Source organism: Comamonas sp. C24C (assembly GCF_053345995.1).
In genome coordinates, this window is record NZ_JBKFBC010000006.1 from 170,561 (window position 1) to 187,561 (window position 17,001).

Genomic DNA, 17,001 nt, shown 5'->3' on the forward strand with positions numbered 1-17,001 from the left:
TTGCTCGGTGTCTTTGGTTTGGAGTGCGCCAGTTTTTAGTGGTGCCTGCCAAATAGATAAATCAGAAGGCTGGATGTCGATTGCACTGCACCCAGCTTTTGCCCTTGAAGGAATAAATATGCTGAGCTTTGACGACGACACCTTTGCCTCTTCCGCCACCAGCGCAGAAGCCGGCGCGTCCACCAGCACCCACAAGCGCGTGAATGCCGCAGACAAGCGCATCATCAACGCCAAGACCGACGTGAACCAGCTGGTTCCCTTCAAGTACAAGTGGGCCTGGGAAAAGTATCTGGCCACCTGCGCCAACCACTGGATGCCGCAGGAAGTGAACATGACGCGCGACATCGCGCTGTGGAAGGACCCCAACGGCCTGACCGAAGACGAGCGCCGCATCGTCAAGCGCAACCTGGGCTTCTTTGTGACGGCCGATTCGCTGGCCGCCAACAACATCGTGCTGGGCACCTACCGCCACATCACGGCACCCGAATGCCGCCAGTTCCTGCTGCGCCAGGCTTTCGAGGAAGCCATCCACACCCATGCCTACCAGTACATCGTGGAATCGCTGGGTCTGGATGAATCGGAAATCTTTAACGCCTACAACGAAGTCCAATCCATCCGCGACAAGGACGAGTTCCTGATCCCCTTCATCGAAGCGATCATGGACCCCAACTTCCACACCGGCACGCCCGAAACCGACCAGACTCTGCTGAAGTCGCTGATCGTTTTTGCCTGCCTGATGGAAGGTCTGTTCTTCTACGTGGGCTTCACGCAGATCCTGGCCCTGGGCCGCCAGAACAAGATGACGGGCGCTGCCGAGCAGTACCAGTACATCCTGCGCGACGAGTCCATGCACTGCAACTTCGGCATCGATCTGATCAACCAGCTCAAGCTCGAGAACCCCCATCTGTGGACGGCCGAGTTCAAGCAGGAAATCACGGAGCTGTTCCAGAAGGCCGTGGAGCTCGAATATCGCTACGCCGAAGACACCATGCCGCGCGGCGTGCTGGGCATGAATGCATCCATGTTCAAGGGCTATCTGCGCTACATCGCCAACCGTCGTGCCACGCAGATCGGTCTCGAAGAGCTGTTCCCCGGTGAAGAAAATCCCTTCCCCTGGATGAGCGAAATGATCGATTTGAAGAAAGAACGTAACTTCTTTGAGACACGAGTGATCGAGTATCAGACCGGAGGCGCACTTTCTTGGGATTAATTGCTTCTAAGCAGGCACAATGCGAGTCATGACTTGCTTCACTTCATTGCTACAAAAAACTGAGATTTTTGGCGTGAAGCAAATTTGTGTTCCTAGCGATGCGTAACTCCACATCGCTTTGAATCGTCCGGCACTGCAAAGAGCCGGACGTCTTATGCAAATCAACGAAGGAGAAAATGATGGCAACTGCGAAGAAGACGGCCGCCAAGGCCACAACCGAGAAAAAGACACCTGCCAAGAAGGCGGCCGCGCCCAAGGCTGAAGCTGTGAAGAAAACAGCTGCAACCAAGACTGCTGCCCCCAAGGCTGCTGCTCCTGCAAAGGCTGCACCGAAGAAGGCCGCAACTGCTGCCAAGGCTGCTGCTCCCAAGAAGGCTGCAACAACCGCTAAGGCTGCTGCTCCTGCCAAGGCTGCTGCTCCCAAGAAGGCTGCAACGACTGCCAAGGCCGCTGCTCCCAAGAAGGCTGCAACAACTGCCAAGGCCGCTGCTCCCAAGAAGGCTGCAACAACTGCCAAGGCTACTGCTCCCAAGAAGGCTGCAACGACTGCCAAGGCTGCTGCTCCCAAGAAGGCTGCAACTGCTGCCAAGGCTGCTGCACCCAAGAAGGCTGCAACTGCTGCCAAGGCTGCTGCACCCAAGAAGGCTGCAACGACTGCCAAGGCTGCTGCACCCAAGAAGGCTGCAACTGCTGCCAAGGCCGCTGCTCCCAAGAAGGCTGCAACTGCTGCCAAGGCCGCTGCTCCCAAGAAGGCCGCAACTGCTGCCAAGGCCGCTGCTCCCAAGAAGGCTGCAACGACTGCCAAGGCCGCTGCTCCCAAGAAGGCTGCAACTGCTGCCAAGGCCGCTGCTCCCAAGAAGGCTGCAACGACTGCCAAGGCTGCTGCTCCTGCCAAGGCTGCCGCTCCCAAGAAGGCTGCAACTGCCAAGGCTGCTGCTCCTGCCAAGGCTGCCGCTCCCAAGAAGGCTGTAGCTGCCAAGGCTGCCGCCCCCAAGAAGGCTGCAACTGCTGCCAAGGCCGCAGCTCCCAAGAAGGCTGCAAATGGTGCCAAGGCTGCTCCCAAGAAGGCTGCCACACCTGCACCTGCCGCCGTGACCGAAACCACCGCACCCGTGGCGCAGACCCGCCTGGCACCTCAAGCCGCCTGGCCCTTCCCCACAGGTAACAAGCCCTGATCGGTTCGCTGACCTGCACGCCATAAAAAAGCCCGAGCTCTCTTCCGAGAGCCGGGCTTTTTTACATGCGCCGCGATCAGTACCCTCAGGGCACTAATATCGCATCAGGGCTGGAAGTCCAGCTGATAGTTCTGCGGGCCGCGTTGCGCAATCTTCAGCGCCCCCAAGCGGTTGCCCAGTTCGGCGCAGCGCAGCAGATCCCAGCCACGTTCCAGACCAAACAGGAAAGCACCGCGCCAGGCATCGCCACAACCCGTGGGGTCAACCACAGCGGCGGGCTTCACCGGCGCCACCAGGGTCTTCTCACCCTGCTGCCAGACTTCGCAGCCTTCGGCACCCAGGGTCACGACCAGGCCGCGCACCTTGCGCGAGATCTCGTCAAAGCTCAGGCCCGTGCGCTCGCTGAGCATCTTGCCTTCATAGTCGTTCACCGCCACCCAGTCAGCCTGCTCGATAAAGGCCTTGAGTTCATCGCCGTTGAACATGGGCAGGCCCTGACCCGGATCGAACACGAAAGGAATGCCTGCAGCCTTGAACTGGGCGGCGTGGTCGATCATGGCCTGGCGGCCATCGGGAGCAATGATGCCGACCTTGACCTCGGCGGCCATATCGGCCGTGATCCGGTTCTCGTGCGCCTGCATCATGGCTCCAGGATGGAAGGCCGTGATCTGGTTGTTGTCACGATCGGTCATGATCATGCACTGCGCGGTGTGCGTACTCTGCAGCTGGCCCACATGGCGGGTTTCGATACCCAGGTCCCTGAAACGCTGCACATAGTCCTCGCCGTCGCTGCCCACCATGGCCATGGGGTGAGCATCGCCACCGAGCAGCCTCAGGCTATAGGCAATATTGCCGGCGCAACCGCCAAAATCGCGGCGCAGCGTGGGCACCAGAAACGACACATTGAGGATGTGCAGCTGGTCGGGAAGAATCTGGTCGGCAAAACGACCTTCAAAGGTCATGATGTTGTCGAATGCCAGCGACCCGCAGATCAAAGCGGCCATGGTGCGTTCTCTTTCAGAAATGAATGAAGGGGGGCTTGCGCCAACAAGGATGTACAACGGGCATTTCTATTGACGAGACACCTTGCCTGATCCGAATTGGCACAAGCCGTATTAGGGGTAAAAAACCAGCGCCCGGTAACCCGCCACGGCAGCGCCAAGATCCTGCACTTGCACAGGCACGTTGACGCTCCACTCCTGGCGGGCTTGCAGCTGCTCCGGGGCACCCAGAGGCTTCAGGTCGATGACTCGGCGCAGCAAGGGTCTGTCCTGCGCATCGGTCAGGGTCAGCTCGGCCATGGGCATGGCCACCGGTACATCGGAGCGATTCTCAAGGGTCAGGCTCCACTGGTACTGACGGGCATCGGCAAGCTGCTTGAAGCCCGAGCCACTGATCACCACGTCGGCAATCGCGCGGCGGGCCTGCAGCTCGCAGCCTGCCAGACTGCAGGCCTTGGCCAGCACGGGAGCCAGTGCCGGATACTGCGCTGCCAGCACATCGCGCTGCTGCCAGGCATGCTGTCCGACGACACCGGCAACAGCCAGCAGCGAACCCAGCACCAGCGCCACGCGCATTCCTGCCGAGTGCCAGAAGGCCTTCCGGCGGGCCTGGCGCACAAAGCCTGGCTCATTGCCTGCAATGGCAACAGCCTCATCCTGATCCACATCCGTGACGGCCTGCGCCCGGTCCCTGGCGGGTTGTATATCGCCGATATCGGCGTGCAGCGGCGCCTCGCTCCGGGCTTTATCCTCGAGGCCATGCTCGGCCTCGGGCATCAGGGCCTCGCTTGGCGGCGGCGATACCAGCAGCTCCGGCTCCAGCGCCGGCTCGGCGGGTGCGGGAATATCACGGGTTTCCAGTCTGTCTTCCGGCTCCCTCACCTCGGGATGAGGCTCATGCCGAGCAGCCCCTGCATCCTCTTCAGTCAGAGGACGCGCGTGATCGACAAACGAGGACTGTCCATCCGCCATCCCGGGCATGAACCCGGAAGGCTCTGGTTCTGAAACCACATCGGCAGACTCCGCTGCCGGCGCGGCTTCTGCAGTCTGAGTAGCAGTCGCGGCCGCGTCTACCCAATCCGAAGCCGAATCCTGCGGTGCCTCAGCCTTTTGCGCATCGGAGGCGGGAGCATCTGCGGCATCCTCATCCTGCTGCGGCCAAGTCGGCGCCGGCTGTTCGTCCGCTTTCGTCGGCAGCACCTCCTGGACGGCCGGCTTCTGCGGCGCATCAGCCGCTTCCGGCTGCAGCAGTTCGTCGGGCACGGACTGCAAATCCTGCGAGGCATCAAAGACGCTTTGGCACATCCCGCAGCGCACCCAGCCCTGCGAGATACGCAGCTGGTCGGCAACCACTTTGAAGCGGGTTCCACAGGAAGGGCAACGGGTGACTTGGCTCATCAAGATGTCATTGTAGGCAGCAACCACCCGCACACCTGCTGGCGGCGGGTCTGTCTCGCGATCAGGCCGCGCGCCGGGCGGTCATGAGAATCCAGCCGTCCTCGCTATCGGCCACCTCGAGTTTGAGGTAAGGCGCGTAAGCCTCTTTCAGCTCGTCGGCCTGGCGCTCCAGAATGCCGGCCAGCACCAGATTGCCACCGGCCTGCACACGGCCGCACAGCAGCGGAGCCAGCACCTTGAGCGGAGTGGCCAGGATATTGGCCAGCACGGTCTGGTACTCGCCGTCGGCCGCATCGGGCAGACCGGCCTTGACCTCCACATGATTGGCGCTGCTGTTGTAGTTGGTCGACTCCACGGCGGCAGGATCGATGTCCACCGCATCCACATCGGTCGCGCCGAACTTGGCGGCACCAATGGCCAGGATGCCCGAGCCGCAGCCGTAGTCCAGCGTGCGTCCCAGAGTCGCCTGGGGCTGGCGCGCAATCCAGCGCAGACACATGCGGGTGGTGGGATGAGTGCCGGTACCGAAAGCCAGACCGGGGTCCAGACGGATGCTGACCCTGGCCTGCTCGGGCAGCTCGTGCCAGGTGGGCACGATCCAGAACTCGGGCGTGATGTCCACAGGCTCGAACTGCGACTGCGTCAGGCGCACCCAGTCCTGCTCGGGCACGGGCTTGACGGCCAGAATCTTGCAGCCTTCGAAAAAGTCCTGCGGCAGCAGCAGATCACGCGCCTCGGTAGCCGCGGCTTCGCTAGGATAGAGGGCGATCACGCGGCTGCGGTTCCAGCCCTCCTTGGGCGCAGGCATGCCGGGCTCGCCGAACAGCGCCTGCTCGGCCTCGGTCTGCGCATCGGCATCTTCGACGGACACGCTCAATGCATCGAGTGCATCCAGCGCTTCGCTAATGGTTTCGACCCGATCTTCGGGGCACAGCAGGCTCAGCTCGAACATGGCCATCCTTTCTAGCAACTGCGTCAGTCATGTCAGGCCGGGGCCGAAGACGAGAACGCAAGTTGTACTTTCCTGAAAAACGAAAATGCTGGCCTCCGTTGCCAGAGGCCAGCATGGGAACTCAGAGCTGCAAGGCTCCTGATCTCATCGCTTGTTGGGCGTGCGATGCGTCAGCCACTCTTCCAGGTAGTGGATGTTGGTGCCGCCTTCCATGAACTTGGAGTCGACCATCAAATCCTGGTGCAGCGGGATATTGGTGTTGATGCCTTCCACCACGGTCTCCAGCAAGGCGGTACGCATGCGGGCCATGGCCTGCTCGCGGGTGTCGCCGTAAGCGATGATCTTGCCGATCATGGAGTCGTAGTTGGGCGGCACGAAGTAGTTGTTGTACACATGGGTGTCCACACGCACGCCAGGACCGCCGGGAGCATGCCACATGGAGATGCGACCGGGCGAGGGGATGAACTTGTACGGATCTTCCGCGTTCACACGGCACTCGATGGCGTGGCCCTTGAACTCGATCTGACGCTGCGTGAAAGGCATCTTCTCGCCGGCCGCGATCATGATCTGGGTGCGCACGATGTCGATGCCCGTGATCAGCTCGGTGATGGGATGCTCCACCTGCACGCGGGTGTTCATCTCGATGAAGTAGAACTCGCCGTTCTCGTACAGGAACTCGAAGGTACCCGCACCGCGATAGCCGATCTTCTTGCAGGCCGCGGCGCAGCGCTCGCCGATCTTCTCGATCAGACGGCGGGGAATGCCGGGAGCCGGAGCTTCCTCGATCACCTTCTGGTGGCGACGTTGCATGGAGCAGTCGCGCTCGCCCAGATACACGGCGTTCTTGTGCGTATCGGCCAGCACCTGGATTTCCACGTGACGTGGGTTCTGCAGGTACTTTTCCATGTAGACGGCAGGATTGCCGAAAGCAGCGCCGGCTTCGGCCTTGGTCATCTGCACGGCATTGATCAGTGCAGCTTCGGTGTGCACCACGCGCATGCCGCGACCGCCGCCGCCGCCCGAAGCCTTGATGATCACGGGATAACCGATGGTCTTGGCAATGCGCTTGATGAGTGCGGGATCGTCGGGCAGTTCGCCGTCCGAGCCGGGCACGCAAGGCACGCCGGCCTTGATCATGGCTTGCTTGGCCGACACCTTGTCACCCATGGTGCGGATGTTCTCGGGCGTCGGGCCGATAAAGGTGAAACCGCTCTTTTCCACGCGCTCGGCAAAGTCGGCGTTCTCGGACAGGAAGCCGTAGCCGGGGTGGATGGCTTCCGCATCGGTCACTTCGGCAGCCGAAATGATGGCCGGCATGTTGAGGTAGGACAGCGGGGAAGGAGCCGGGCCGATACACACGGCCTCATCGGCCAGCTTGACGTACTTGGCATCACGGTCGGCTTCGGAATACACCATCACCGCCTTGATACCCAGCTCACGGCAAGCGCGCTGGATGCGCAGGGCGATCTCGCCCCGGTTGGCAACCAAAATTTTCTTAAACATGAAGTTCCTCGCAGCTTGGTGCCTGTGCCGCAGCACAGACCACTGCCAATGACTCAGTCGCGCAGCCAGTGGCTAGCGCACCTCGGCGCTGCGATGCGAACTGCATGCAACGCCTCATGATCTATCACTCGATCACGAACAGAGGCTGGCCGTATTCCACAGCCTGGCCGTTTTCACCCAGAACGCGAACGATGGTGCCGGTCTTGTCGGCTTCGATTTCGTTGAGGATCTTCATGGCTTCGACGATGCAGATGGTGTCGCCTTCCTTGACCTGGCTGCCCACATCCACAAAGGCCTTGGCGCCGGGGCTGGAGGCACGGTAGAAGGTACCGACCATGGGCGACTTGACCACATGACCTTCTGCAACGGCCGGAGCGGCCACAGGTGTGGCGGCTGCGGGAGCGGCAGCCACGGGGGCGGCCATCATGGGAGCAGCTTGCACGGGGGCAGCGACGTATTGGTGGACCACACCTTCGCTCTTGACGATACGGACCTTGCCCTCTGCTTCGGTGATCTCCAGTTCCGACACATTCGATTCGGACACCAGATCAATAAGGGTCTTGAGTTTTCGCAAATCCATGGGAGCTCCAGCGACGTAATTCTAAACAGGGCGCGAATTTACCTCAAATTCGGCCTTCTGCGTGCATTGGCAGATATTTTTCACTAACGTCGCCATGGAATTTAGTTACCTACACTTTTCTGACGACAAGAGCAATGTTCGTTCGCTCTATTTACTCCAATCTGTCAGATCTTCGCGGGAAAGCTCGCCTATTTTACGTTGTCGCACTTGCCCCTTGGCGTCAAAAAGAACCGTGAATGGCAGGCCACCCTGCAAGTTACCGAGGCTACGGGTCAGCCCCAATCCCCCTTGCATGGCGATGGCTACCGGAAATTGCACGGGTTGGCGCTGCAAAAAACGCATCACTGCTTCGGATTTGTCGACCGCCAACCCCACGACCCGAATGCCTTTTGCGCCCTGCTGCGCCGCAAACTCGCTGAGCATGGGCAGCTCCTTGACACAGGGCGGACACCAGGTGGCCCAGAAGTTCACCAGCAGGGGACGGCCCTGCAAACCCGCCATGGCAAAAGGCTTGCCATCTGGGGTTTCAAACGTCTGACTCCATAGCTGAGCCTCGACGCCAGGGCCCATGGCCTGAGGCTGGCTGCGCCACCAGGCCACACCGGCGCCGGCCCCGGCCGCCACTGCGGCCACCGCGCCGGTCAGCCACAGACGGCGAGAGCCATTGGTCGACTTGTTCTCAGGGGTGTTTTCACTCATCGCGGCTCTCCTGCAGCAGCTTGCGCAAGGCCTTGGCATCGCCACGCGGGCTGCGGCCATGGCTGTCGGGCTTCATGGCGCCGCGCATATCGTCATGGTCGTAGACCAGCAGGTGCACGCCCACGGTTTCGTTGATCGGCTTGCACAGTGCGTGAACGGAAAGCGCCTCGACCGGCTTGCCCTGAAAGCCGGTGACCGTGCTCGGCTCGTACTGCACATGATTGTTGATGAGCGCTATTTCGGCCGACTTGGGATCGTCGCAGAACAGCTGCAGATAGATGTCCGACAGCCGCGTGGCCGTACCGCGCCAGACGGCTCCGGCCAGATGCGGGCGAAACTCCTGCAGCCTGTCCATCCAGACCAGGGCCAGTTCGCGCAGCGCCTGAAGCTCCTGCGGCTGCGTGTCACCACAGAACAGCTCTATATATTCGCGCACCGCCTCTTCAAGCTGGTCGTTATCGGGCAGCGCCGAGCGGCCGGGCAGGCCGAGCTGACGCACGGCCCGCTGCTTGGCAGGACCCCATTCCAGGCCTTCCTCCACCACCAGACGGGCCGCTGTCTGAGCGATTTCAGCAGTCACGTTATCCAAACTCATAGCGCCATTTCATCACGCCCGCCGCAGCAAGCGCAGCAGGTCATGCACGCATTGTGACCCAGATGAATGACCGCACTTTGACCTGGCCCGTACAGACCAACGTTTTGATAGCTGCTAGCACCCGCTTTGTATGGAACTGAAAGTAAAAACACATTTAGATCTATATAGATCATGCGCAACAAGCTATCAATTTGATAAGAAAGGTTACCGCCAGCGCCCAGGCGGGCCATGGCTTGCCTCCAGGTCATGCCGGCAAACGTAGAATCCCCGGCCATGCACATACATATTCTGGGCATTTGCGGCACCTTCATGGGAGGCCTGGCCGCCTTGGCACGAGAAGCCGGTCACAAGGTGACGGGCTGCGATTCCGGCGTTTACCCGCCGATGAGCGATCAGCTGCGCCAGCTGGGCATCGAGCTGATCGAGGGCTATGGCGCCGACCAGATCGCACTCAAGCCCGATATGTATGTGGTCGGCAACGTGGTCAGCCGCAAGCGCCTGGCCGACGGCTCGCCCAAGTTCCCGCTGATGGAAGCGATTCTGGACACCGGCGCCGCCTATACCAGCGGTCCGCAATGGCTGGCCGAGCATGTGCTGCACGGTCGCCATGTGCTGGCCGTGGCCGGCACCCACGGCAAGACGACCACCACCTCCATGCTGACCTGGGTGCTGGAGTGCGCGGGGCTGCAGCCCGGCTTTCTGGTCGGCGGCGTACCGCTGGACTTCGGCGTCTCCGCCCGCCTGGGTGCGGCCAAGCGCCCTGTCGCAGGCCCTGGCCCCGTGGGCGATCAGCCCGTGTTCGTGATCGAGGCCGATGAATACGACACCGCATTCTTCGACAAGCGCAGCAAATTCGTGCACTACCGCCCTCGTACGGCCGTGCTCAACAACCTGGAGTTCGATCACGCCGACATCTTCGACGATCTGGCGGCCATCGAGCGCCAGTTCCATCATCTGGTGCGCACCGTGCCGTCGACCGGCCGCGTGGTGAGCAATGGTCTGGAAGAAAGCCTGAGCCGGGTGCTGGCCCAGGGCTGCTGGAGCGAAGTGCGCAGCTTCGGCACCACTGTCAGCGATTTCAGTGCCGATGGCGATCCTGGCGACTTTGCCGTGCTGCATCGCGGCAACAAAGTGGCGCAGCTGCGCTGGAGCCTGACCGGCGTGCACAACCAGCTCAATGCGCTGGCCGCCATCGCCGCCGCAGATCATCTGGGCGTCAGCGCCGAGGTGGCCTGCGAAGCCCTGTCGCGCTTTCAGAACGTCAAGCGCCGCATGGAGCTGCGCGGCACGGTCAACGGCATCGAGGTCTATGACGACTTCGCGCACCACCCCACAGCCATCCGCACCACCCTGGACGGCCTGCGCCGCAAGCTGGGTGCGCAGGCCCGCATCCTGGCGGTGTTCGAGCCGCGCAGCAACACCATGAAGCTGGGCACCATGAAAAGCCAGTTGCCCTGGTCGCTGGAAAGTGCCGATCTGGTCTTCTGCCACACTGCGGGCCTGGACTGGGATGCCGCCGAAGCGCTGGAACCCATGGGCGTGGGCCCCGGCCAGCGCGCTCAGGTCGCCGGAGATATCGAGACCCTGATAGCGCAGATCACCGCTGTCGCACGCCCCGGCGACCATATCGTCTGCATGAGCAACGGCGGCTTTTGCGGCATCCACGCCAAGCTGCTCGAAGCGCTGAAATAAGCCCGAATAAAAGCAAATGCCCGCTCAACGCGGGCATTTTCATCAGCTATCTTCAAAACTGGCACGCCTCCACATGGGGACAGCAAGCAAGAGCCGTCTCGCAGCGAGGCTGTCGCCCCCTCCGCGAAGCAGAGAGGGGGAAGCCACGCAGTGGCTCGGGGGTGTCAATAACTAATAGACATCGCCGGCACATCCACCCGGATCAAGGGTTTGGCCAGCACGGCCTGGGCAGCCAGGGCATAGCTGTTGCGCCAGTCCTGGTTGTCAAACAGCTCTGGACGATTGCGCGCCTCACGCGCCACCACCACCAGCTTGTCGGCCAGCAACACCTTGCCGGTAGCCCGCAAAGGCTCGCATTCGAGCGAGACAAACTGCTGGTCCAGCCAGCGTCGGCCTTCGTCCGAACTCACAGGGGACAGCGACTGGGTATCGACCCGGTATTCACGGTCGCCATCCAAAACCACGATTACTTCACTACGCATAAATCTCCTCTGACCTGGTGACTCTTGCACCATTCGTTGTCGTGGCCACAGCTTAAAGGTGACCGCGGTGCTGAAGACGCTGCAAGCTGACGGCTTGCAAACAGCTGCGGCAAACAATGCAGACCTCAAGGGCTTGCATCAAGCATCACAGTGGTTACGGGAACATGGGCTGCAAAGCCATGCAAAATCATTAAATTTCATAGCATCATCCGCATGCCTCGCATGAATATAAGGGCAAAACTGTGTTTTTCAAGTGCCATTACGGTCTCGTAACCCGCCAGTTATCGACATGGCGTGCCCTGTCTTGAAAATGCCAGCAGAGCACTCACATACTGGGCAACTCTTTGCCGAATGCCGGCAATGCCTTCAGGAACCATCACCATGACCGCTGAAAACATCCACCAAGAAATACGCGAACATCTGCTGCAGCTGGAGGCCGAACTTCAAGTCCAGAAACTCTGGTCTGCCGTTGCCCCGGACCCCAAGGCACTGGAATCCACCACACCCTTCATGTACGACACGCTCAAGCTGCACGAGTGGCTGCAATGGGTGTTCATCCCGCGCCTGCGCGCCGTGATCGATGCCAAGGGCAGCCTGCCCCACCAAAGCCATGTCTATCCGCTGGCCGATCACGAGTGGCAGCAGCAGCGCACCGACTTTGACAAGCAGCATCTGCTGCGCCTTCTCAATCGCATCGATGCCACGCTCAACGGCTGCGATATGACGCCTGAGCCGGCACCAGACATCAAGCACTGAGCCGGCAGACAACCCGGCTCCACTCCATCTGAAAAGCAAACAGGCCACAGGGAGCGTTCCCTGTGGCCTGCGTTGTTCATTCCCGCTCTGTCGATCAGGCCGGCACTTCAGCTTCCTGCTTGCATGCAGCCGCGGCCGCACGGCGCTGGCTCACGGCCTGCGACAGCTCTTGCAGCGTTGCCAGGGAATCGTCCCATCCCAGGCAGGCATCGGTAATGCTCTGGCCGTAGGTCAGATCGCAGACCTCGTCCTTGCCGGGAGTGAACTTCTGTGCACCGCCGATCAGGTGGCCTTCGATCATCACGCCGAACACGCTGCTGGAGCCACCGGCGATCTGCGCCGCGATATCGCGGGCCACATCCTTCTGGCGTTCATGCTGCTTGTTGCTGTTGGCATGGCTGCAATCCACCATCAGCGAAGGCGTGAGGCCAGCCACCTCCAGATCCCGGCAGGCGGCCGCCACATGCTCGGCATCGTAGTTGGGGGTCTTGCCGCCGCGCAGAATCACGTGGCAGTCCTGGTTGCCCCCCGTGTGCACGATGGCAACCTGGCCGTTCTTGTGCACCGACAGGAAGTGGTGACCGCGGCTGGCCGACTGAATCGCATCGGTGGCAATGCGGATATTGCCGTCCGTGCCGTTCTTGAAACCGATCGGCGCCGAGATGCCCGAGGCCAGTTCGCGGTGCACCTGGCTTTCCGTGGTGCGGGCACCGATGGCGCCCCAGCTGATCAGATCGCCGATGTACTGGGGCGAGATCACGTCCAGGAACTCGCTGGCCGCAGGCACACCCAGGCGGTTGATGTCGATCAGCAGCTGGCGCGCGATGCGCAGGCCTTCGTCGATGCGGTAGCTCTGATCCAGGTAGGGGTCATTGATCAGCCCCTTCCAGCCCACGGTAGTACGGGGCTTCTCGAAATAGACGCGCATCACCACTTCCAGCGTGTCCTTGTACTGCTCGCGCACGACAGCCAGGCGGCGGGCGTAGTCCAGGGCAGCGGCCGGATCGTGAATCGAGCAAGGACCGACGATGACCAGCAGACGGTCATCCTGCGCACGCATGATGTTGTGGATGCTGCGGCGGGTGTCGCTGATCAGCGTCTCCACGGCGGTGCCGCGAATGGGGAAGAAGCGGATGAGGTGCTCTGGAGGAGGTAACACTGTGATTTCCTTGATACGTGCGTCGTCGGTCTGGCCTGTCTTGGGAGAGCCGGCGCGATACCAGGAATCGGTGGATGAAGTGTTCAGAGCAGTCATGGCTATCTTTCGTGAGGTGTTTGATCGTTGAAAACCGGGGGTGCTGAAACGTAGGGGTGAAAAAAAACCGCCGGGCTTTGCAGCTTCGGCGGTTCTTTGGGAGGTGTTTGCAGGGTGCGCGCGTTTACCTCTCAGCCGCCGGGGGCGAGAACCAAAAGTAAAAGAAATAGGCGCGTTGCGTTTGCATGTCTTTCAATGTAGCACAGCTCTTTTGCATTGCAACATCTGCGGCCGGCGCAGTTGTTCTGTCAAAAACAGGTTTTCCCTCTGACATGACGCATTTTTCGTGATTTTCTTTCATGCAAGTTTTTTGCGTTTTTTTTATTTTTTCAGAATTTTATTGATATAAATTTCCATATACCCATATTGAATGCAATTTTTCAGCGAATCGACAATATTCGCGCTCAGACATTAAAACACCCTCAAAAGACCCTGCTGCCATACGATTAACGCACTCGGAAACGACAAGACCCCGGTCTGCCATGCAGAGCGGGGTCTTGCTTTCGGCGGGAAGACCCGCCGGGGGAATCTCCGTCAGGCCGTGCCGCCGACCGTCAGGCCGTCGATGCGCAGCGTGGGCTGGCCTACGCCCACAGGCACGCTTTGACCTTCCTTGCCGCAGGTGCCCACTCCCGAATCCAGGCGCATGTCGTTGCCTATCATGCTGATGTGCTTGAGCGACTCCGGGCCGCTTCCGATGATGGTCGCGCCCTTGACGGGGTACTGGATCTTGCCGTTTTCCACCCAGTAGGCTTCGCTGGCAGAGAACACGAACTTGCCGCTGGTGATGTCCACCTGACCACCGCCGAAGTTGGTGGCGTACAGGCCCTTCTTGATGGAGCCGATGATCTCCTGCGGATCCTTGTCGCCACCCAGCATATAGGTGTTGGTCATGCGCGGCATGGGAATGTGGGCGTAGCTTTCGCGACGACCATTGCCCGTGGGCTTGACGCCCATCAGGCGCGCATTCATCGAGTCCTGGATATAGCCCTTGAGAATGCCGTCCTCGATCAGCACATTGCTCTGGCTGACATGGCCTTCGTCGTCCACGTTCAAGGAACCGCGGCGATCGGCAATCGTGCCGTCGTCCAGCACGGTCACGCCCTTGGCGGCCACGCGCTGACCGATACGACCGCTGAAGGCGCTGGAGCCCTTGCGGTTGAAGTCGCCTTCCAGGCCGTGGCCCACGGCTTCGTGGAACAGCACGCCGGGCCAGCCCGAGCCCAGCACCACCGTCATCACGCCTGCCGGTGCGGGACGCGATTCGAGGTTGACCAGGGCCGCGTGTACGGCCTCGTCCACATACTGGCTGATCTGTTCGTCGCTGAAATAGGCCAGACCGAAGCGACCGCCACCGCCGGAGGAGCCCACCTCGCGGCGGCCCTTCTGCTCGGCGATCACCGTCACCGACAGGCGCACCAGCGGGCGCACGTCGGCCGCCAGCGTGCCGTCCGCGCGGGCCACCAGCACCACATCGTATTCACTGGCAAGGCCGGCCATGACCTGCACCACGCGCGGGTCCTTGGCGCGAGCCAGCTTCTCCACCTTGCCCAGCAGTTCGACCTTGGCCGTGCTGTCCAGCGTGCTGATGGGGTCCAGCTCAGGATACAGGGAGCGGCTTTGCGCAATCTTCTGAGCCCCTGCCTTGACGCGGCGCGTCTGGGTGGCGCTGGAGATGGAGCGCACGGTGCGTGCAGCATCCAGCAGCGAGGCTTCGGAAATGTCGTCGGAATAGGCAAACGCCGTCTTCTCGCCGCTGACCGCGCGAACACCGACGCCCTGATCGATGGAGAAGGAGCCGGTCTTGACGATCCCTTCTTCCAGACTCCAGCCCTCGGCGCGGGTGTACTGGAAGTAGAGATCGGCGTCGTCCACCTGGTGCGAGCGAATTTCGGCAAGCGCACGCGCAAGATGGGTTTCGTCCAGGCCGAAGGGCTCAAGCAGCAACTGACGGGCCGTGGCCAAGCGTTCGATGGTGGGTTCGCGGGAAATCATGAGAGCATTGTAGAGATAGCTGCAAGTCCTGACTTGTCTCGGGCTGCGCATAAAAAAGAGCGGAATGCTGCCCCACCAGGCTGAACAACATTCCGCTCCATTCACTTAGCTTCTCACTTGCCGGGTTCCGCCCTGCCCGCTTTGCATGGCAGAACCCCACCTGGGTCTTTGCCGCTCCCGCTTGATCGGTCTTTTGACCCCCAGAACCGTTTGTAAACGCTGTTTACAGTCCAGGCAAGGCCCTGGACGGAACTACTGACATTTTTCAACGATCTAAGCCTGCCGCTCCGCCGCGCAATTTCCCACAAAACCATTACTCAAAGCTTGCAAAGCATGAGATAGCAGCTCTTTTTTTAAGAGCACAGCAGCCCGATCACGGGTCTTCACGCATGGGGAATATGCCCATCACCGCCGGGCAGTTGCCGCTGTGCCCGTGACACCGACATCAAAACGCCCAACGCCAGCCCCAGCGTGACCATGGCTGTGCCGCCATAGCTGATGAAAGGCAGGGGCACGCCCACCACCGGCAGGATGCCGCTGACCATGCCCATGTTCACGAACGCATAGGTGAAAAAGATCATGGCCACGGCAGCCGCCATCAGCCGGCCGAACAGCGAGTTGGCGTTCATGGAAATGGCCAGCCCGCGCCAGACCAACAGCAAGAAGCCGACGATGATGAACAGATTGCCTATCAGGCCGAACTCTTCGGAATAGGCGGCAAAGATGAAGTCGGTGGTGCGCTCGGGAATGAATTCCAGGTGGGTCTGCGTTCCGGCCATGAAGCCCTTGCCCCAAACGCCGCCCGAACCGATGGCGATCATGCCCTGAATGATGTGAAATCCCTTGCCCAGGGGATCGCGCGTGGGGTCTAGCAGGGTGCACACGCGCGTGCGCTGATAGTCATGCAGAAAATACCAGCTCACGCCATCGGCGCAGAGCTGGGGCTCGAACCAGACGATAAGGAAAATGCCGACCACGGCCAGCAGCACGGGCGGTACGATGAGCTTCCAGGGCAGGCCTGCAAAAAAGATCACGGACAGGCCGGCTGCCATCACCAGCAGTGAGGTGCCCAGATCGGGCTGCTTCATGATCAGGCCCACGGGCACCATCAGCAGCACAAAGGCGATGACAAAGTCGGAGGCGCGCAGATTGCCCTCGCGGCGCTGGAACCACCAGGCCAGCATCAGCGGCGTGGCGATCTTCAAAAGCTCCGAGGGCTGAATCACCACCCCCACGTTCACCCAGCGCGTGGCCCCCTTCTTCGTGATGCCGAACAAGGCTACCGCCACCAGCAGCACCACGCCCAGGGTGTACAGCGGCACAGCCACCTTCATCAATTGCTGGGGGGATATCTGGGCCAGCACGAACAGCAGACCCGCCGCAATCAGCATATTGCGTCCATGGTCCACAAAACGCGTGCCGTGATCGAAACCCGCCGAATACATGGCCAGCAGCCCTGCCCCCGCCAGCATGGCGATGAAGAGAAGCAACAGGAAGTCAAAGCCGCGAAACAGCGGAACAATGCGTTGCAGCAGCGAGGGCTTATCGAATTCGATGGCGGACATGGGCCGCAATTATCGGGGGAGCCGGCTGCCGTGCAGTCTGCAGGGTTGAGCTTTGCTGACGGCTCAGCACTGCCTGACCCCATTCACCCTGTCATAGGCCTTCACCCCCTGATAGTCTTGAGGCAGACAGTCCACAATGGCCG

16 protein-coding genes are annotated in these 17,001 nt (G+C 61.0%); 4 read left to right on the forward strand and 12 right to left on the reverse strand.

Translation table 11 applies throughout. The features are described 5' to 3' along the window. Window positions 1-118: 118 nt before the first annotated feature. Window positions 119-1,210: a ribonucleotide-diphosphate reductase subunit beta gene (locus ACLBXN_RS13150; protein ID WP_003070968.1), complete on the forward strand. Its 1,092-nt coding sequence runs from the start codon at window positions 119-121 to the stop codon at window positions 1,208-1,210. A 179-nt stretch (window positions 1,211-1,389) separates the two neighbouring features. Then, window positions 1,390-2,385 (forward strand): hypothetical protein, encoded by a 996-nt coding sequence (locus ACLBXN_RS13155; RefSeq protein ID WP_447612414.1) that lies wholly within the window; start codon window positions 1,390-1,392, stop codon window positions 2,383-2,385. A gap of 104 nt (window positions 2,386-2,489) precedes the next feature. On the opposite strand, the gene ACLBXN_RS13160 is transcribed toward ACLBXN_RS13155, so the two are convergent. The 8 genes from ACLBXN_RS13160 to ACLBXN_RS13195 all read right to left on the reverse strand — a co-directional run bounded on the left by ACLBXN_RS13160 (window position 2,490) and on the right by ACLBXN_RS13195 (window position 9,343). Further along, window positions 2,490-3,389, reverse strand: a complete 900-nt coding sequence (locus ACLBXN_RS13160; protein ID WP_211457064.1) for a carbohydrate kinase family protein — start codon at window positions 3,387-3,389, stop codon at window positions 2,490-2,492. Between the two features lie 111 nt (window positions 3,390-3,500). After that, a complete protein-coding gene (locus tag ACLBXN_RS13165; protein ID WP_447612415.1) occupies window positions 3,501-4,784 on the reverse strand; it encodes a DUF3426 domain-containing protein in 1,284 nt (427 codons plus the stop codon). Window positions 4,785-4,845: 61 nt separating this feature from the next. Further along, complete coding sequence (prmA, locus tag ACLBXN_RS13170) at window positions 4,846-5,736, reverse strand: 50S ribosomal protein L11 methyltransferase (RefSeq protein WP_043006082.1); 891 nt, start codon at window positions 5,734-5,736, stop codon at window positions 4,846-4,848. 144 nt (window positions 5,737-5,880) lie between these two features. After that, window positions 5,881-7,239 carry an acetyl-CoA carboxylase biotin carboxylase subunit gene (accC, locus tag ACLBXN_RS13175; protein ID WP_043006024.1) on the reverse strand — a complete coding sequence of 453 codons (1,359 nt, stop codon included), beginning with the start codon at window positions 7,237-7,239 and terminating at the stop codon, window positions 5,881-5,883. A gap of 124 nt (window positions 7,240-7,363) precedes the next feature. Further along, window positions 7,364-7,819, reverse strand: a complete 456-nt coding sequence (gene accB, locus ACLBXN_RS13180; protein WP_043006025.1) for an acetyl-CoA carboxylase biotin carboxyl carrier protein — start codon at window positions 7,817-7,819, stop codon at window positions 7,364-7,366. A gap of 147 nt (window positions 7,820-7,966) precedes the next feature. Continuing rightward, window positions 7,967-8,518 (reverse strand): TlpA family protein disulfide reductase, encoded by a 552-nt coding sequence (locus tag ACLBXN_RS13185; RefSeq protein ID WP_447612416.1) that lies wholly within the window; start codon window positions 8,516-8,518, stop codon window positions 7,967-7,969. Further along, window positions 8,511-9,113 carry a hypothetical protein gene (locus ACLBXN_RS13190; RefSeq protein ID WP_211457067.1) on the reverse strand — a complete coding sequence of 201 codons (603 nt, stop codon included), beginning with the start codon at window positions 9,111-9,113 and terminating at the stop codon, window positions 8,511-8,513. Before ACLBXN_RS13190 ends, ACLBXN_RS13185 begins: the two co-directional genes overlap by 8 nt. Next, on the reverse strand, window positions 9,110-9,343 hold the full coding sequence (locus tag ACLBXN_RS13195; protein ID WP_447612417.1) for a hypothetical protein: 234 nt from the start codon (window positions 9,341-9,343) through the stop codon (window positions 9,110-9,112). Before ACLBXN_RS13195 ends, ACLBXN_RS13190 begins: the two co-directional genes overlap by 4 nt. Before the next feature lie 43 nt (window positions 9,344-9,386). Between ACLBXN_RS13195 and mpl the strand changes: the two genes are divergently transcribed. Continuing rightward, on the forward strand, window positions 9,387-10,805 hold the full coding sequence (gene mpl, locus ACLBXN_RS13200; RefSeq protein ID WP_447612418.1) for a UDP-N-acetylmuramate:L-alanyl-gamma-D-glutamyl-meso-diaminopimelate ligase: 1,419 nt from the start codon (window positions 9,387-9,389) through the stop codon (window positions 10,803-10,805). A 164-nt stretch (window positions 10,806-10,969) separates the two neighbouring features. On the opposite strand, the gene ACLBXN_RS13205 is transcribed toward mpl, so the two are convergent. Continuing rightward, window positions 10,970-11,287 (reverse strand): hypothetical protein, encoded by a 318-nt coding sequence (locus ACLBXN_RS13205; RefSeq protein WP_167004434.1) that lies wholly within the window; start codon window positions 11,285-11,287, stop codon window positions 10,970-10,972. 381 nt (window positions 11,288-11,668) lie between these two features. On the opposite strand from ACLBXN_RS13205, the gene ACLBXN_RS13210 reads away from it, so the two are divergent. Then, window positions 11,669-12,043 carry a YqcC family protein gene (locus ACLBXN_RS13210; protein ID WP_447612419.1) on the forward strand — a complete coding sequence of 125 codons (375 nt, stop codon included), beginning with the start codon at window positions 11,669-11,671 and terminating at the stop codon, window positions 12,041-12,043. Window positions 12,044-12,137: 94 nt separating this feature from the next. On the opposite strand, the gene ACLBXN_RS13215 is transcribed toward ACLBXN_RS13210, so the two are convergent. The 3 genes from ACLBXN_RS13215 to rodA all read right to left on the reverse strand — a co-directional run bounded on the left by ACLBXN_RS13215 (window position 12,138) and on the right by rodA (window position 16,858). After that, on the reverse strand, window positions 12,138-13,298 hold the full coding sequence (locus ACLBXN_RS13215) for a 3-deoxy-7-phosphoheptulonate synthase (RefSeq protein WP_447612420.1): 1,161 nt from the start codon (window positions 13,296-13,298) through the stop codon (window positions 12,138-12,140). A gap of 534 nt (window positions 13,299-13,832) precedes the next feature. Beyond that, the gene (tldD, locus tag ACLBXN_RS13220) at window positions 13,833-15,293 is read right to left on the reverse strand and encodes a metalloprotease TldD (RefSeq protein ID WP_003051333.1); all 1,461 of its coding nucleotides are present in this window, start codon (window positions 15,291-15,293) and stop codon (window positions 13,833-13,835) included. A 383-nt stretch (window positions 15,294-15,676) separates the two neighbouring features. Further along, window positions 15,677-16,858 (reverse strand): rod shape-determining protein RodA, encoded by a 1,182-nt coding sequence (gene rodA, locus ACLBXN_RS13225; RefSeq protein ID WP_003051327.1) that lies wholly within the window; start codon window positions 16,856-16,858, stop codon window positions 15,677-15,679. Window positions 16,859-17,001 lie beyond the last annotated feature (143 nt).

What these genes read in the sequence shown, in the direction of transcription:
- ACLBXN_RS13205 (WP_167004434.1), bottom strand. Translation starts at nt 11,287, where the DNA reads ATGCGTAGTGAAGTAATCGTGGTTTTGGATGGCGACCGTGAATACCGG.
- ACLBXN_RS13210 (WP_447612419.1), top strand. Translation starts at nt 11,669, where the DNA reads ATGACCGCTGAAAACATCCACCAAGAAATACGCGAACATCTGCTGCAG.
- ACLBXN_RS13215 (WP_447612420.1), bottom strand. Translation starts at nt 13,298, where the DNA reads ATGACTGCTCTGAACACTTCATCCACCGATTCCTGGTATCGCGCCGGC.
- ACLBXN_RS13155 (WP_447612414.1), top strand. Translation starts at nt 1,390, where the DNA reads ATGGCAACTGCGAAGAAGACGGCCGCCAAGGCCACAACCGAGAAAAAG.
- ACLBXN_RS13190 (WP_211457067.1), bottom strand. Translation starts at nt 9,113, where the DNA reads ATGAGTTTGGATAACGTGACTGCTGAAATCGCTCAGACAGCGGCCCGT.
- rodA (WP_003051327.1), bottom strand. Translation starts at nt 16,858, where the DNA reads ATGTCCGCCATCGAATTCGATAAGCCCTCGCTGCTGCAACGCATTGTT.
- mpl (WP_447612418.1), top strand. Translation starts at nt 9,387, where the DNA reads ATGCACATACATATTCTGGGCATTTGCGGCACCTTCATGGGAGGCCTG.
- ACLBXN_RS13150 (WP_003070968.1), top strand. Translation starts at nt 119, where the DNA reads ATGCTGAGCTTTGACGACGACACCTTTGCCTCTTCCGCCACCAGCGCA.
- tldD (WP_003051333.1), bottom strand. Translation starts at nt 15,293, where the DNA reads ATGATTTCCCGCGAACCCACCATCGAACGCTTGGCCACGGCCCGTCAG.
- ACLBXN_RS13160 (WP_211457064.1), bottom strand. Translation starts at nt 3,389, where the DNA reads ATGGCCGCTTTGATCTGCGGGTCGCTGGCATTCGACAACATCATGACC.
- accC (WP_043006024.1), bottom strand. Translation starts at nt 7,239, where the DNA reads ATGTTTAAGAAAATTTTGGTTGCCAACCGGGGCGAGATCGCCCTGCGC.
- prmA (WP_043006082.1), bottom strand. Translation starts at nt 5,736, where the DNA reads ATGTTCGAGCTGAGCCTGCTGTGCCCCGAAGATCGGGTCGAAACCATT.
- ACLBXN_RS13185 (WP_447612416.1), bottom strand. Translation starts at nt 8,518, where the DNA reads ATGAGTGAAAACACCCCTGAGAACAAGTCGACCAATGGCTCTCGCCGT.
- ACLBXN_RS13195 (WP_447612417.1), bottom strand. Translation starts at nt 9,343, where the DNA reads ATGGCCCGCCTGGGCGCTGGCGGTAACCTTTCTTATCAAATTGATAGC.
- accB (WP_043006025.1), bottom strand. Translation starts at nt 7,819, where the DNA reads ATGGATTTGCGAAAACTCAAGACCCTTATTGATCTGGTGTCCGAATCG.
- ACLBXN_RS13165 (WP_447612415.1), bottom strand. Translation starts at nt 4,784, where the DNA reads ATGAGCCAAGTCACCCGTTGCCCTTCCTGTGGAACCCGCTTCAAAGTG.